This is a genomic window from Microbacterium sp. bgisy189 (assembly GCF_965345345.1).
Lineage (GTDB): Bacteria > Actinomycetota > Actinomycetes > Actinomycetales > Microbacteriaceae > Microbacterium.
This window is the reverse complement of record NZ_CBDRMZ010000006.1, coordinates 127,278-142,092: the sequence shown is the minus strand read 5'-3', so window position 1 is coordinate 142,092 and position 14,815 is coordinate 127,278. Positions and strand designations below refer to the sequence as shown.

Annotated in this window: 12 protein-coding genes; 10 read left to right on the top strand and 2 right to left on the bottom strand. The window is 68.3% G+C overall.

Annotated elements, in window-relative coordinates; genetic code table 11:
• Positions 1–32 precede the first annotated feature (32 nt).
• The 6 genes from pilM (at position 33) to ACSF8R_RS09665 (ending at position 6,602) form a co-directional block, all read left to right on the top strand.
• Positions 33–1,103, top strand: a complete 1,071-nt coding sequence (pilM, locus tag ACSF8R_RS09690) for a type IV pilus biogenesis protein PilM (protein WP_434811678.1) — start codon at positions 33–35, stop codon at positions 1,101–1,103.
• Positions 1,103–1,741: a hypothetical protein gene (locus ACSF8R_RS09685; RefSeq protein ID WP_434811677.1), complete on the top strand. Its 639-nt coding sequence runs from the start codon at positions 1,103–1,105 to the stop codon at positions 1,739–1,741. The genes pilM and ACSF8R_RS09685 overlap by 1 nt, the downstream gene beginning before the upstream one ends.
• A complete protein-coding gene (locus tag ACSF8R_RS09680; protein ID WP_434811676.1) occupies positions 1,738–2,385 on the top strand; it encodes a hypothetical protein in 648 nt (215 codons plus the stop codon). Before ACSF8R_RS09685 ends, ACSF8R_RS09680 begins: the two co-directional genes overlap by 4 nt.
• Before the next feature lies 1 nt (position 2,386).
• Positions 2,387–3,532: a type IV pilus twitching motility protein PilT gene (locus ACSF8R_RS09675; RefSeq protein WP_434811675.1), complete on the top strand. Its 1,146-nt coding sequence runs from the start codon at positions 2,387–2,389 to the stop codon at positions 3,530–3,532.
• Positions 3,532–4,767: a type II secretion system F family protein gene (locus tag ACSF8R_RS09670; protein ID WP_434811674.1), complete on the top strand. Its 1,236-nt coding sequence runs from the start codon at positions 3,532–3,534 to the stop codon at positions 4,765–4,767. Before ACSF8R_RS09675 ends, ACSF8R_RS09670 begins: the two co-directional genes overlap by 1 nt.
• A 428-nt stretch (positions 4,768–5,195) precedes the next feature.
• A complete protein-coding gene (locus ACSF8R_RS09665) occupies positions 5,196–6,602 on the top strand; it encodes a DUF222 domain-containing protein (RefSeq protein WP_434811673.1) in 1,407 nt (468 codons plus the stop codon).
• A 43-nt stretch (positions 6,603–6,645) separates the two neighbouring features.
• Here the strand turns inward: ACSF8R_RS09665 and ACSF8R_RS09660 are convergent, their stop codons facing one another.
• A complete protein-coding gene (locus tag ACSF8R_RS09660) occupies positions 6,646–8,316 on the bottom strand; it encodes a GspE/PulE family protein (protein ID WP_434811672.1) in 1,671 nt (556 codons plus the stop codon).
• A gap of 104 nt (positions 8,317–8,420) precedes the next feature.
• Between ACSF8R_RS09660 and ACSF8R_RS09655 the strand changes: the two genes are divergently transcribed.
• The 3 genes from ACSF8R_RS09655 (at position 8,421) to ACSF8R_RS09645 (ending at position 13,006) form a co-directional block, all read left to right on the top strand.
• Positions 8,421–9,401, top strand: coding sequence for a YihY/virulence factor BrkB family protein (locus ACSF8R_RS09655; RefSeq protein ID WP_434811671.1), 981 nt, complete (start codon positions 8,421–8,423; stop codon positions 9,399–9,401).
• Positions 9,402–9,580: 179 nt separating this feature from the next.
• Positions 9,581–12,022 carry a glycogen/starch/alpha-glucan phosphorylase gene (locus ACSF8R_RS09650; RefSeq protein ID WP_434811709.1) on the top strand — a complete coding sequence of 814 codons (2,442 nt, stop codon included), beginning with the start codon at positions 9,581–9,583 and terminating at the stop codon, positions 12,020–12,022.
• Between the two features lie 75 nt (positions 12,023–12,097).
• Positions 12,098–13,006, top strand: a complete 909-nt coding sequence (locus tag ACSF8R_RS09645) for a sulfotransferase (RefSeq protein WP_434811670.1) — start codon at positions 12,098–12,100, stop codon at positions 13,004–13,006.
• A 20-nt stretch (positions 13,007–13,026) separates the two neighbouring features.
• Here the strand turns inward: ACSF8R_RS09645 and ACSF8R_RS09640 are convergent, their stop codons facing one another.
• Entirely contained in the window at positions 13,027–13,758 is a 732-nt protein-coding gene (locus ACSF8R_RS09640; RefSeq protein WP_434811669.1) for a glutamine amidotransferase, read from the bottom strand.
• A 132-nt stretch (positions 13,759–13,890) separates the two neighbouring features.
• Between ACSF8R_RS09640 and ACSF8R_RS09635 the strand changes: the two genes are divergently transcribed.
• Entirely contained in the window at positions 13,891–14,811 is a 921-nt protein-coding gene (locus ACSF8R_RS09635) for an NAD(P)-dependent oxidoreductase (protein ID WP_434811668.1), read from the top strand.
• Positions 14,812–14,815 lie beyond the last annotated feature (4 nt).

Here is a 14,815-nt window from a genome sequence, read left to right as displayed (position 1 = left end):
CAGCCACGGACACACAAGAAAGGAGGACGGGCATGGCAAACACGATCGTCGGCCTGGAGATCACGGAGGAAGGCGTCCGCGCCGCCGAAGTGACCACCGGCCGCACTCCCACCCTCGTGGCCTTCGGCTCCGTCCCACTCCCACCCGAAGCCGCGAAGGATTCCGAGGTCATCGACCGGGATGCCATCGTCCTCGCGCTGCGACAGCTGTGGTCGCGCGCGGGCTTCAAGAGCAAGCACGTCGTGCTGGGCATCGGCAGTCGCCGCATCCTGGTGCGTGAGTACACCACCGCCTCGATGCGACCCGACCTGCTGCGGCAAGCGCTGCCGTTCCAGGTGCAGGACCTGCTGCCGGTGCCCGCCGACCAGGCCGTGCTCGACTTCTACGCCGTCAGCGAGGAGGCCGGGCGGCTGAGCGGCCTGCTCGTCGCGGCCGTCGCCGAGACGGTCGACGACCTCGTCGCAACCGTCGGCAAGGCCAAACTCACCGTCGACACGGTCGACCTTGCGCCCTTCGGCCTCGCCCGCGCCGTCGCGCGCGTCGCTGCGGCCGGCGAGACCGTCGCCGCGTTGCACCTGGGCGACCACACGAGCTATGTCGTCGTGATCCGCGACGGCATCCCGCAGTTCGTGCGCATCATCCCCATCGACATCGCGACCGACGCGGTCCGCACCCGCGAGACCGTGCAAGCGGCGGCCGCCGCGGCCGAGGGCGCCCTGCAGGAGGTACCGGTCATCGAGGAGTTGCTCGAGACCGTGCCGCCGACCGAGGCGCCAGCCCGCCGCCTTCGCGCGGCGGCCCGGGGGACGGCCCGCCCGACGGTCATGTCGGCCTCGGCCATCGCCGATCTTGTGACCCGACTGTCGGGCACCCTGCGCTTCTACACCGACCGCGCGGGCGACCAGCCGATCACGCGCGTGCTGCTCAGCGGTGCGGGTGTCGCGGTGCCGGGGGTCGTCGAGGCGCTCGCGGGCGGCATCCCGATCCCGGTCGATGCGCTCGACGTCGCGCGCATCGTCAAGACCAAGGGCGCGCTCGACAACCGCGACGACGAGCTCAATGCTGTCACCACGGTCGGCCTCGCCCTCGGGGAGGTGCGCTGATGGCCACCGCCGCCGTCTTCTCGCTCGGGGCCGCGCCCCGCGTCAATCTCATGCCGCGCGCCGAGACCGCGCGCCGCGAGCGCGCTTCGCTGATCCGACGATGGATGTGGGGAATCGTGAGCGCGCTGCTCGTCGTCGCGCTCGCCGCGGCAGGCACCTTCTTCCTTCAGGTCACTGCCGCGATGCGGCTGGCTGAGGAGAACGCTCGCACGAACGCGCTGCTCACGCAGGTCGCCGCGCTCACCGACGTGCGAGCGAAGCTGGACTTGGAGGGCGAGCTCGCCGACTTCCGCACCGCCGCGATGGGAACCGATCTCACGTGGGCCCAGCTGCTCGCCACCGTCGACAACGCACTGCCCGAAGATGTCAGTGTCACGGGTTTCAGCCTCGCTCCCGGTGGGCTGGCGCAGGGCGATGATCCTGCCCTCGAGGTGGGAGCCACCGGCACGCTCACGCTGTCGAGTGCATCGCCGGCCGAGATCGTCCCACTCGTCCGCGAGCTGCGCGGCATCGAAAGCGTGCTCGAGGTCGACGGATGGCAGAGCACCGCCGACGACGAATCGTACGAGTACGAGCTGCGCATCAGCTTCGACCAGTCGGTCTACACCGGCGCCTACGCAGCGGAGGTCACGGAATGAACAGCACGAAGCAGCTCATCAATCTGGCCGGACTCGTGCTGGTCGTCGCCATCGTGGTGGCGGGCATCGCGCTGGTCGCACTCCCGATGTACTCCCAATCGCAGACGATCGACGGGCAGACGCGCACGGTCGCCCAGACGAACGTCGTCTACGAGACGCAGGTCGCGCAGTTGTCAGCGGCGAACGACCGCATCGACGAGATCGATGCGAATCTGGCGGAGTTGCGACGTGAGATCGCGACAGCACCGCAGCTGGACGACGTCTTCGAGCTGATCAACGCGGCCGCCGAACGCACTGACGTGATGATCGACAGTGTCGCGGTCGCCGACCCCGAGGACTTCATCGCACGCACCACCGTGGTCGAAGAAGCCGCCGCGACGGCGGTCGCCGCCGAGACCGACGGTGACGGGGCGGACTCGGGCGAAGCCGGTGCGGCCGAGCCGCAGGCCGCTGCGGACGGCCCGAGTCTGCAGCGTCAGGTCATCATCACGATCGACGTCAAGACCGAGGATCCCGAGGCCGCGGCCCGCTTCATCGACGACCTCGGGCGCGGACCGCGGCTGCTCGCACCCATCGACGGCACGTACGTCGGCGGCGAGACCCTCACCGCGACCGTGCTCGCCTTCATCCGGACGGAGGGCTGAGATGGCCATCGCGAACGCCGCCCTGGCATCCATGCTCGCCGTCGCGGGCCGCTCGCGCGCCTCCGACGTGCACCTGACCGCGGGGCACCCGCCGTTCATGCGCGTCGACGGCGACCTCGCGCTCATTCCCGGGCATGAAGAGCCCACCAGCACGAACTGGCTCGAATCCGCCCTCGGCGACATGCTGTCGGGGGAGCAGGTGGCCGAGTTCCGTCAGAAGGGCGAGGTCGACCTCTCGTTCGAAGTGCCCGACGTGGCCCGCTTCCGTGTGAACGTGTTCCGTCAGCTGGGAGCCGTCGCAGTCGCGCTGCGATTCATCCCCGACAAGACGAAGAGCATCGAAGAGCTCGGTGTGCCCAGCGTCGCGCAAGAGCTCGTGCTCAAGCCGCGCGGACTCGTGCTCGTGACCGGTCCGACCGGGTCCGGAAAGTCGACGACCCTGAGCGCCATGATCGACATCGTCAACCGCACGCTGCCGGCCCACATCGTCACGGTCGAAGACCCTGTCGAGTTCCGTCACACCAGCAAACGCGCACTCATCCACCAGCGCGAGATCGGCAGCGACACCGCGTCGTTCTCAGAGGCGCTGCGCCGGGTGCTGCGTCAGGACCCTGACATCATCCTCATCGGTGAGCTCCGCGATCCCGAATCGATCTCGACGGCACTCACGGCCGCCGAGACCGGACACCTCGTCCTGTCGACGCTGCACACGCAGAGCGCTGCGAAGTCGATCAACCGTATCGTCGACGCGTTCCCGCCCGCCCAGCAGCCGCAGGTGCGCACGCAGCTCGGCGACACACTGCAGGGCATCATCACCCAGACGCTGCTGCCGATGGCGCAGAGCGAGGGCCGGGCGATCGCCACCGAGGTGCTCGTGAACACCCCCGCCATCGCCAACCTCATCCGCGAGGGCGAAGTCAGCCAGATCTACTCGATGATCCAGGCCGGCGGCGGGCTCGGCATGCACACGCTCGATCAGGACCTCAAGCGGCTGGTCGGCAACGGCACGATCTCGATGGCCGTCGCGAAGTCGATCGCGAACGATCCTCGCTCGCTCGACGAGGTGCGGGTGCGGCCGGTCGACTTGGATGCCGATGCGTGGAGCGCGCACGGCGCCGAACGCCAAGACGTGGGATGGGGGCACTGATGCCGCTCATCGAGGAGTACACCTACCGTGCGGTCGACGCGACCGGCGGTGGGATCGTCAAGGGCACGATCGAAGCGAGCAGCGAGTCGGCCGTCGCCGGCAAGCTCCGCGCGCAGGGATTGACGCCGCTCGAGGTCGCGCTGACGAGCAAGACCGGGCTCAACCGTGAGATCTCGATCCCCGGCTTCGAGAAGGGCGTCAAGGCCGACACGTTGGCCGTGTTCGCCAAGCAGATGGCGGGCCTCATCAACGCAGGCCTGCCGCTCATGCGCACGCTGTCGATCCTCATCGAGCAGGCCGAAGACAAGAAGCTGCAGGCCGCGCTCGTGCAGGTGCACGCTGCGGTCGAGTCGGGTTCGGCGCTGTCGGCCGCGTTCGCGAAGCACCCGCGGGTGTTCCCGCCGCTCATGGTCAGCATGGTGCGCGTCGGTGAGACCGGCGGCTTTCTCGGGCAGTCGTTGACCTCGGTCGCGGCGACCTACAAGGGTGAGGCCGAACTCAACAACAAGATCAAATCGGCCACGACCTATCCGCTCATTGTGCTCGTGATCGCGATCATCGGCGTCATCGCGATGGTCACCTTCATCGTGCCGATCTTCGCGGGCATGTTCACCAACCTCGGGTCGGAGCTGCCGCTGCCGACGCAGATCCTGGTGACGCTGTCGAACAACATGGTGTGGATCCTGCCCGTGCTGATCCTCGTCGGCATCATCGGGTGGCTCTGGTGGGTGCGCAACAAGAACGAAGAGAACGTCCGCAAGGTCGTCGACCCGCTCAAGCTCAAGCTGCCGGTGTTCGGTCCGCTCTCGACCAAGATCGCGGTCGCCCGCTTCACCCGCGGCCTGTCGATGATGCTGAAGGCCGGTGTGCCGCTCGTGCAGGCGCTCGGTATCGTCGGCGAAGCGTCGAACAACTTCGCGGTCGAGCAGGCGGTGCGTGAGGTGCAGGAGTCGGTCAAGCAGGGCAAGTCGTTCTCGGCACCCCTCGCGAAGGCCGACGTGTTCCCCTCGATGGTGGCGCAGATGGCATCAGTCGGCGAGGAATCGGGCACACTGCCCGACATGCTCGCAAGCATCGCCGACTTCTACGAAGGTGAGGTCGAGACGGCGACCGAGCAGCTCACGGCGTCGATCGAACCCATCCTCATCGTCGGCATCGGCATTCTGATCGGCGGCATGGTCGTGTCGCTCTACATGCCGATCTTCTCGATCTACGGCGAACTGGGCAACCAGTAGTCGCCGTTCTCAGACGGCAGGGCGTGAGGCAGGGGAGGCCTTGCGCCCTGCTCCGTTTCAGGGGCTCGAAAGGGCACGTGACCAGGCGACTTCGCGCTGCAGGGTGTCGGCCAGGACGGATGCCAGGGCATCCCGATTCGCCGGCTCGAAGCCGAGCTGCAGCCAGAACGGGCCGGAGCGCCTACTGAACAGCCACGCCCGCTCACATGCCGGCCGTCGGCGCTCGCTTCGTAGCCTGTGGTTCTGGTGATGGCCCCGTGGTCGTCGCGTTCGATCCAGATGTACACGTCGCCGGCATCCAGTCCGCGCAGCCGCGGTGTCCCTCCCGGTGGTCGAGTGCCGCGGCTTCGCCGCGGTGTATCGAGACCCAAACCCAGACTGTGGAAAGTTTCGAAGCAATGTCGGAGGTGAGGCGTAGTGTTTCGAACATGAAGACGCCAGCCGAGCATCTGCAGACCGCGGTCGACGCGGCCCGTGAGCTGTGGCCGGCCGACGGTGTCGCCGGGCTCGAGGGAGCCCGGCTCGTCGAGCTCAACGATGCGCTCGCTCGGGTGCGCCGACTCACCGACGCGGCCGCTGTGCAGGTCGCGGCCGAGATCTCGCGCCAGTCGCGTCCCGAACTCGGAGCGGACTCGCTCGCGAAGCAGCACGGATTCCGGAACGCGAACACGCTGCTGGCGACGACCCTGGGCACCACGAACGGAGAAGCGGCCCGGCTGGTGCAGGTCGGTGACGCGACCGCACCCCGCATGCAGTTCAGTGGTGAGGCCGCGCCGGCGAAGCATCCGCACGTGGCTGCCGGTGTCGGGACTGGAGATCTCTCGAGTGCCGCGGCCGCCGCGATCGTCGCAGTGCTCGACCGGGTGGAGCCCCGCGCCGGCCGGGCTGCGGTCGACGACGCCGAGCGAGTGCTCGTGAAGCAGGCGCCCGGATTGTCGCTGGACCAGCTCAGCAAGATCCTGGTCCGAGTCGAAGCGCACCTCGACCCTGACGGGGTCGCGCCCCGCGAGGACGACCTGCGCGCTGGGCGCGTCTTGCGTATGCGAGAAGACCGTGACGGGATGCTGCACCTGCACGGCACCCTGGACCCCGAAGCAGCAGCCCCGGTCCGCGCCGCCATCGAAGGCTACGTCACCGCCGAACTCGCCGCCCAGCGGGACCGCGGCCACACCGCCGGTGACGCATCGACCGGCACCGCCGACCCCGTCGACCGGCCTCTCGACGATCTTCCCGACGCACCACACCGCACCATCCCACGCCTGCAAGCCGATGCGCTCGTGGCGCTCTGCGAACACCTCCTCGGCTGCGACCGACGCGACATGCCCCTCCAGGGCGCGACCGTCGTGGTGCGGGTCTCGCTCGACGACCTTCGAGACGGCACCGGCCACGCCAGTATCGACGGCACCGCCGCACCCGTCTCCATCAGCACCGTCCGTCGCATGGCCGCCGACAAAGGCATCATCCCCTGCGTCCTCGGCGGTGACAGCGAGATCCTCGACTGGGGCCGCCAGAAGCGCCTCTTCACGCCCGCACAACGCCTCGCCCTCATCGAACGAGACGGCGGCTGCGCCTTCTGCGGTGCGCCACCCGGGCACGCGAAGGTGCACCACATCCAATGGTGGGCCAGAGACCGCGGGAGAACCGACCTGTCCAATGGCGTCCTGCTCTGCACAAGCTGCCACCACCGCATCCACGACAACGGTTGGGACATCCGTATCGACGGTCCCGGCACGAACGCACGCGTCTGGTTCATCCCGCCGCCATGGGTCGACAGCACCCGCACCCCGAGACTCGGCGCCAGACACCGATTCGACTACGCCCCCGCCGCCGCGTGAACCGGCGCAGCCGCGGTGTATCGAGACCCGGCTGGCGCCCGGCTCAGACCGCGACGCGCAACACCTCTTCGATCGTGGTGATGCCCTGCGCGACCTTGCTGAAGCCGTCTTCTCGCAGCGGCACCATGCCTTCTTCGATCGCCTTCGTGCGCAGCTCGGTACCGGTCGCGTGCCCGACGACCATCTGCTCGAGCGATTCGGAGACCGTCATCACTTCGTGCAGTGCGACGCGCCCGCGGTACCCCGTGCCCGAGCAAGCCGAGCAGCCGACGGCGCGGTACAGCACAGGCGGGTCGAGCGGGTTGTGCGGAAAGCCGATGCTCTCGAGTACATCGGCCGACTCGACGTACGACTCACGGCACTTCAGGCACAGTCGACGCGAGAGGCGCTGGGCGACGACCGCCGACAGTGCCGTGCCGACGAGGAACGGCTCGCAGCCGATCTCGGTGAGCCGTGTCAGAGCGCTCGGTGCGTCGTTGGTGTGAAGCGTCGAGAGCACGAGGTGACCGGTGAGGGCGGCCTCGATGGAGATCGTCGCGGTCTCCTGGTCGCGGATCTCACCGACGAGCACGACGTCGGGGTCCGACCGCAGAATCGAGCGCAGTGCCGCCTGAAAGGTCATGCCGGCGCGGGCGTTCACCTGCACCTGGTTGATGCCCGCCATGCGGTACTCGACCGGGTCTTCGACCGTGATGACGTTGATGCGCGGGTTCGCGACCGTGTTCAGTGCCGTGTACAGCGTCGTCGACTTGCCCGACCCGGTGGGGCCGGTGACGAGCACCATGCCGTGCGGGCGGCTGATCGCGCCGCGGAACCGCTGCTCGTTGATGAGCGAGAAACGCAGGTCCTGCATCGTGAGCGACTGCGCCGAACTGTCGAGGATTCGCATGACGATCTTTTCGCCCCACACCGTCGGCAGCGTCGCGAGGCGCAGGTCGATCTGACGCCCGTCGTGCTGCACCGACAGGCGGCCGTCCTGCGGCTTGCGCTTCTCGGCGATGTCGACCGCGGCCATGATCTTCAGACGCGAGATGACGCCGTCCTGAATTGCACGGTCGGCGCGCTGCATCTCGTGCAGCACCCCGTCGATGCGGTACCGCACCGCGAGGTGCTTCTCGCCGGGTTCGATGTGGATGTCGCTGGCGCGGTCGCTGATGGCCTGCGAGATCAGCAGGTTCACGAAGCGGACGATGGGCGCGTCGTCTGCGGTGTCTTCGAGTGACTCGGTGGCGCCGGGGCCGGCGTCGGCTGCCGCGATCTCACCGATCTGCTCCGACAGGTCGCTCAACTCTTCGTCGGAGCGCAAGAAGCGAGCGAAGGCGGCCTCCAACGCATCGGCCGCGACGACAGCCGGACGCACGTTGAGTTCGGTTGCCGTCGCGACGTCGTCGAGCGCGATGATGTCGCTCGGGTCAACCATGCCGACCGTGATGCTGCGGCGGCCGCGTTCGATGGGAATGAGGCGGTACCGACGGCACAGATTCGCGGGCACGGCGCTGACGGTCTCGGCGCTCAGGGTGAGTGCGGTGAGGTCGACGAACGTGTAGCCGGTCTGCTCGGCGACGCCCTCGGCGATCTGCGACTCGGTGACGAGTTGCATCGCAAGCAGCTGCGCGCGCAACTCCGGGCCGTCGCCCACTTGAGCGACGGCATCCCACATGTCTTGAGCACGAACCGCGCCGGTGCGGATCAATGTCTCCGCGAGTCCCTTCACGGCATATCCTCTCCCCGTGGGTATCCTATTCCGCCGCGACCGGTGGGGGGAATGGGAAGCGCGAGATTGTTGAGGCTGATGTGAATAAAGGTGTTCTCGGATCCGTGGTCGCCTGGATGCTGCGTCGCAGCCTGGTCCGGGCCTATTTCCGCTACTCGATGAACAAGGGCCCGATGCTCGCCGACAGCGTCACCTACCGCACCCTGTTCAGCGTCTTCGCCGGTGTGCTGCTCGGCTTCTCGATCGCCGCGATCTGGCTGACCGGCAACCCCACTGCCTGGCAGGCGCTCGTCGCCGCCGTCGACAGCGCCGTCCCCGGTCTCGTCGGCGACGACGGCCTCATCGACACGTCCGAGATCGCACCGATGGCCGGGTTGACCATCGCCGGTGCCGTCTCACTCCTCGGCCTCATCGGCGCCGCGATCGGCGCGATCGGGTCGCTGCGCCTCGCGATGCGGCAGATCGCCGGCATCGTCGGCGACGACACCCTCTTCATCTGGGTGCTGCTGCGCAACCTGCTGCTCGCCGTCACCGTCGGGGCGGGGCTGCTCGCCTCGGCCGGCGCGACCATGCTCGGCACGGCTGGCCTCGACCTCGTCGCGGGATGGCTCGGTGTCGCCGGCGACGATCCGCTCGTGACGGTCGCCGGTCGCGCGCTGGCGATCGTGGTGACCTTCGTGCTGGATGCCGTCATCATCGCGGCGCTGTTCCGGGTGCTCTCCGGTGTGCGGGCGAAGCCGAAGGCGCTGTGGTCGGGTGCCCTTGTCGGCGCCGTCGGCCTCACGGTGCTGCAGCAGTTGTCGGGCCTGTTCGTGGGCGGAGCGACCTCGAATCCGCTGCTCGCCACGTTCGGATCGCTCATCGCACTGCTCCTCTGGCTCAACCTGTCCGCTCAGGTCATCCTGATCGCGACGGCCTTCATCGTCACGAAGGTCGCCGAAGACGCCGACCGCGTACGCGAAACGCACGGCTCGACCACGATCGCGCAGCTGCGCGTGCACCGGGCGGAGGATGCCGTGGTGGCCGCATCCGCCGAACTGCGCACGGCGCAGGCCGCTGCCCGCAGCGAGCGCGGCGACGCCTGACAGACCCGCCGAACGCGGCGCGCTCTGTGAATACTGCGCAACGACTTGCTGGGAACGGTCACAGTCTGGGCCCTCGGCGGGGTACGGTTCATTCTGTGCTCGACAACAACGCCCCCGCGCTGCACCCGACCGGCGCGACCCACCCGGCAGGCGCCACCCACCCGCTCGCGATCGCCCCGGTGACCTCGCCGCCGCGCACGGTCGACGGATTCGTGCGGCAATTCCTCGAGAACCTCAACCTGGTCCGTGGCGTCCCGCTCTCGGCATCCAGCGACAACGATCGCTATCAAGCGCTCGCGCACACCGTGCGCGACTACCTGATGGCGCGCTGGCTCGAAGACCTGCGTCGCCAGCGCGAGGCGCAGGGCAAGGGCGTTTGCTATCTCTCGGCCGAATATCTGCTCGGCCGACAGCTCGACAACAACCTGCTGGCGACCGGACTCACCGAAATCGCGACCGAGGCGATGGCCTCGTGCGGCATCGACATCGACGAGCTGCGCGGCCACGAGGTCGAACCCGGCCTCGGCAACGGCGGTCTCGGGCGACTGGCCGCGTGCTTCATCGACTCCCTCGCGACGATGGGCGTGCCCAACATCGGCTACGGCATTCGCTACGAGTACGGCATCTTCCGTCAGACCTTCGTCGACGGCCAGCAGGTCGAGCAGCCTGACGCGTGGCTCGCGCTCGGTTCGCCGTGGGAGTTCCCGCACCCCGAGGCCGCACAGACGGTCTCGTTCGGCGGACACACCGAGACCTACGACGATGCAGGCGTCACCCGCACGCGGTGGGTGCCGGGCTGGAACGTGCAGGCCCTGCCCTACAACTACATGGTTCCCGGCTATCACAACGGGCGCGTGAACACCCTGCGCCTGTGGAGCGCACGCGCGACCGACGCCTTCGACCTGCGCATCTTCAACTCGGGCGACTATGCCGAGGCGGTGCGTGCGCAGACCTTCGCCGAGAACATCTCCAAGGTGCTCTACCCCGAAGACTCCACGCCGCAGGGCAAGGAGCTGCGCCTGCAGCAGCAGTACTTCTTCGTCGCGGCATCCATCAAGGACTTCCTCGACACCGTGCTGCCGAAGGACTTCGACCTCACCCGACTGCCCGAGCGCGTCATCTTCCAGCTCAACGACACCCACCCCGTGATCGGCGTGCCCGAGCTCATGCGCGTGCTCGTCGACGAGCGCGGGCTCGAGTGGGATGCCGCGTGGGACATCACGCGCGAATGCTTCGCGTACACGTGCCACACGCTGCTGCCCGAAGCCCTCGAGGAATGGCCCGTCGACCTGCTCGGTCGGCTGCTGCCGCGGCACCTCGAGATCATCTACCGCATCAACGACGACTTCCTCGACGAGGTGCGTGCCCGCTACGGCGACGACGAGATGCGCATCCGCAACATGTCGATCATCGCCGAGCACCCCGAGCGCAGCGTCCGCATGGCGTACCTCGCCACCGTCGCCGGCGCGAAGGTGAACGGCGTCGCCGAGCTGCACTCGCAGCTGCTGCGCGAGAAGGTGCTGCCCGCCTTCAACGAGTTCTTCCCCGGCAAGTTCACGAACGTCACCAACGGCGTGACCCCGCGTCGTTTCGTGCGGCTCGCGAACCCCGAGCTGAGCGAGCTCATCACGAGCGCCCTCGGCACCGGCTGGCTCACCGACCTCGAGCGGCTGCGTGAGCTCGAGGTGTACGCCGAAGATCCCGACTTCCGCACGGCGTTCGGCGAGATCAAGGCCGACAACAAGCGCCGACTGTCGGCGGTGCTCGCGGCGCGCGACGGCGTCGAGGTCAGTGACGGGCACATGCTCGACGTCATGGTCAAGCGCCTCCACGAGTACAAGCGTCAGATGCTGAAACTGCTGCACATCGTGACGCAGTACGAGGCGATCATCTCGGGCAAGGTGGCCGCAGCCGACGTGCAGCCGCGCACCTTCATCTTCGGTGCGAAGGCGGCGCCTGGCTATGCGATGGCCAAGCGCATCATCCACCTCATCAACGCGGTCGGGCAGGTCGTCAACAACGACCCGCGCGTCGAGGGCCGACTGAAGGTGATCTTTCCGCCCAACTACAACGTCACCCTCGCCGAGCGCGTGATTCCCGCCGCCGACCTGTCGGAGCAGATCTCGCTTGCAGGCAAGGAGGCGTCCGGCACCGGCAACATGAAGTTCGCCCTCAACGGTGCGCTCACCATCGGCACCGACGACGGCGCGAACGTCGAGATCCGCGAGCTCGTCGGCGACGACAACTTCTTCCTGTTCGGCATGAGTGAGCCCGAAGTCGAGGCGCTGTGGGCGCGCGGTTACAAGCCGGCTGAGTTCTACCAGCGCGACCCGCAGCTGCGCAGCGCGATCGACCTGATCGCGTCGGGTGCGTTCTCGGGAGGCGACCGCTCGGTCTTCGAGCCCGTCGTGTCGAACCTGCTCTACGACGATCGCTTCATGGTGCTGGCCGACTACGCGACCTACATCGGGGCGCAGGCGAAGGTGGATGCCGCGTACGCCGATCAGGACGCCTGGACGCGTTCCGCGATCCTCAACGTCGCCCGCTGCGGATTCTTCTCGTCCGACCGGTCGATGCGCGACTACATCGACCGCATCTGGCACACCCCGCCCGTCCTCTGACCTAGGTGGTGGGTTGCCGCGCTCCGAGTCCTAACCCACTACACTGATGCCTCAAACTGGGGATCGAGGAGGTCGATGTTGGGGACACGACACGAGAGGCCGGACCGAGCACCGATTCTGGTCACGGGTGTCCCACGCTCCGGAACAACGTGGCTCGCACGGCTTCTCGCGCAGGGCAACGGCCTGGCGCTTGCAGGCCGGGAGCCCATGAATCCCAGGCGCGGCCAGTACGCGCTCGGGGGCACGCTGTCGGGCTGGGCCCGCGTCACAAACCCTACGCCCGCACAGCAGCGCGCGCTCGCACTGGCGTATAGAGGGCTCAACCCGCTGACCTACAGTCGCTACGGCCACCGGCAGTGGGCGGCGCCATGGCCTAGGACGCGCGTCGTGATCAAAGATCCGTTTGCCATGTTGTCCGTGCCGGCAGTGATGGCAGCGACCGGTGCGCGTGCCGTGCTGCTCTATCGTCATCCCGGTGCGGTGCTGGCCAGCTACCGACGGATGGGCTGGTCGCCGGATCTGGCTGAACTCCGCGCGGTGCTCGCCAGCGTTGACGGGAGTGGGCTTCCCGAGCTTCCCGAGCCGGGCGAGGCGAACGAGGTGGAAGCGATGTGTGCGTTCTGGTCGGTGTTGCATGCGCTGACATTGCGCGATGTCGTCTCCGACGGCGTCACCTCCGATGGTGTCCACATTGTGTCGCACCATGAATTGGCCAGTGGGGGTACTCCCGCGGGGCGCACACTTGCCAGCAGGCTCGGTATCGGGTGGAACAGTGCGATGGCGGGTGAGTTGTCGCGGGAGTCCTCCACGGCGGCGGTTGCGACACAGCTACACAATTTCGACAGGTCGCCGGCCGAGGTCGCGGACGCATGGCGGGCGAACGTCTCGACTGACGAGGTAGAGATCCTCGAGCGCGTCGCAAAGCCGGTCTGGGATCGGCTCGAGTCCGCGCGCACCCGGTTGGGTGCGCTGAGGGAGGGGTGACTGCTGTCTCGCGGCGGTTCCTAGCGCGCGTACCGCTCGACGAAGCGGCGCAGGATGCTGCCGGTGTGCGTCACGGGCAGGCGCCGCACCGCCTCGAGGGTGAGGTGCTTCTCGTCGGCCGCGAAGTAGCCGTAGTCGGCGTAGGCGTGGATGCGCGTCGTGATGCCCTCGACATCCAGCTCGGGGTGGAATTGGGTCGCGTACACGTGCTGCCCGACGCGGAACATCTGCACGGGGCACGCGGCCGACGTCGCGAGCAGGGTCGCGGTCGGCGGGAGCACCGTGACGGCCTCCTTATGGCCCACGAACGCCGTGAACTGGTCCGGGAGCCCGGCCAGCAGCGGGTCATCGGCGCCGACGACGGTGCGGCTGACCTCGACGACGCTGATCGGCTCGGCGTGGGTCCGGTCGATCACCGCGCCCTGGTGCACACCGAGGGTGCCTATGCCGTAGCAGGCGCCGAGGAATGGAAAGTCCTCGGCGACGACCCGGTCGAGCAGTGCGCCGAACTCGGCTTCGACCCGGTGCTGCACCGCCGACTTCTTCTCATCCGGGTCGGACGCGTTGAACGGTCCGCCGCCGACGAAGATGCCGGAGTAGTCGTCGAGGTCGATCTCGGGCATGGGCCCTGCCTCGAGCCGCACCCGCACGAGGTCGCGCCGGTCCAACCCGCTGTAGCGGAGGAACAGCTCGTACTCCTCGTCGGCGGGCACGTCTTCGGCGCGGGTGGCCAGCAACAGGAACGGTTTCATCGCGTTGAAGTCTAAGTCGCGCGGGCGGTGTCGCCGTCCGGTCGCGGATGACGTCGCGCGCAACGCCGCATAGGCTGGGGGCGACGACCGCACACCCCGCGGTCGCGACAAGGACGTCGCAGGGAGAACCCCATGTCCACATACGCCTGGATCGGACTCGGCCACATGGGCGGGCCGATGACCGCCAACCTCACCGCAGCAGGTCACACCGTGCGCGGTGTCGACCTCGATGCGTCAGCCCGCGAGGCCGCAGCGGCGCACGGTGTCGAGATCGTCGACTCGATCGCCGCAGCGCTCGACGGCGCCGACGTGTGCATCACGTCACTGCCGAGACCAGAGCATGTGCGCGGCGTCTACGGCGGCGACGAGGGAGTGTTCGCGCTGGCGGATGCCGGTACCCTCCTCATGGACACCTCGACGGTCGACGTCGAGACGTCGCGCTGGTGCCACCGCGAGGCCGAGGCCCGCGGCCTCGCCTTCGTCGACGCCCCGATCTCGGGCGGCACGGCGGGTGCCGCGGCGCACACGCTCACGTTCATGCTGGGCGGGCACCCCGACGACCTCGCCCGCGCGCGTGCGTTCGCAGCGCCCATGGCCGCGACGATCGTCGACTGCGGCGACGCCGGCAGCGGCATCGCCGCGAAGCTCGTGAACAACATGATGCTGTTCATCGGCGTCATGGCCGTCGCCGAGGGCTCGCAGCTGGCGGAGCAGCTCGGCCTCGACCCCGCGGTCATGTACCAGGTCGCCGGCGCCTCGTCCGGCTCGTCGTGGCCGCTGAAGACCTGGTATCCGGTGCCCGGTGTCGTCGACACTGCCGCCGCGAACCGCAACTTCGACGCCACGTTCTCGGTCGACCTCGCCTTCAAGGACTGCGCCCTGGCCGTCGACGCCGGGCACGCCACCGGCGTGCATGTGCCCGCCGCCGAGCTCGCCCTCGGACAACTGCAGCAGCTCGTCGACGAGGGCCTCGGCGGCAAGGACTGCACCCTCGTCACCCGTTTCGCCACCCCCGACGGCACCCTGCGCGGCTACGAACCGCCCGCCGTCTGATCCC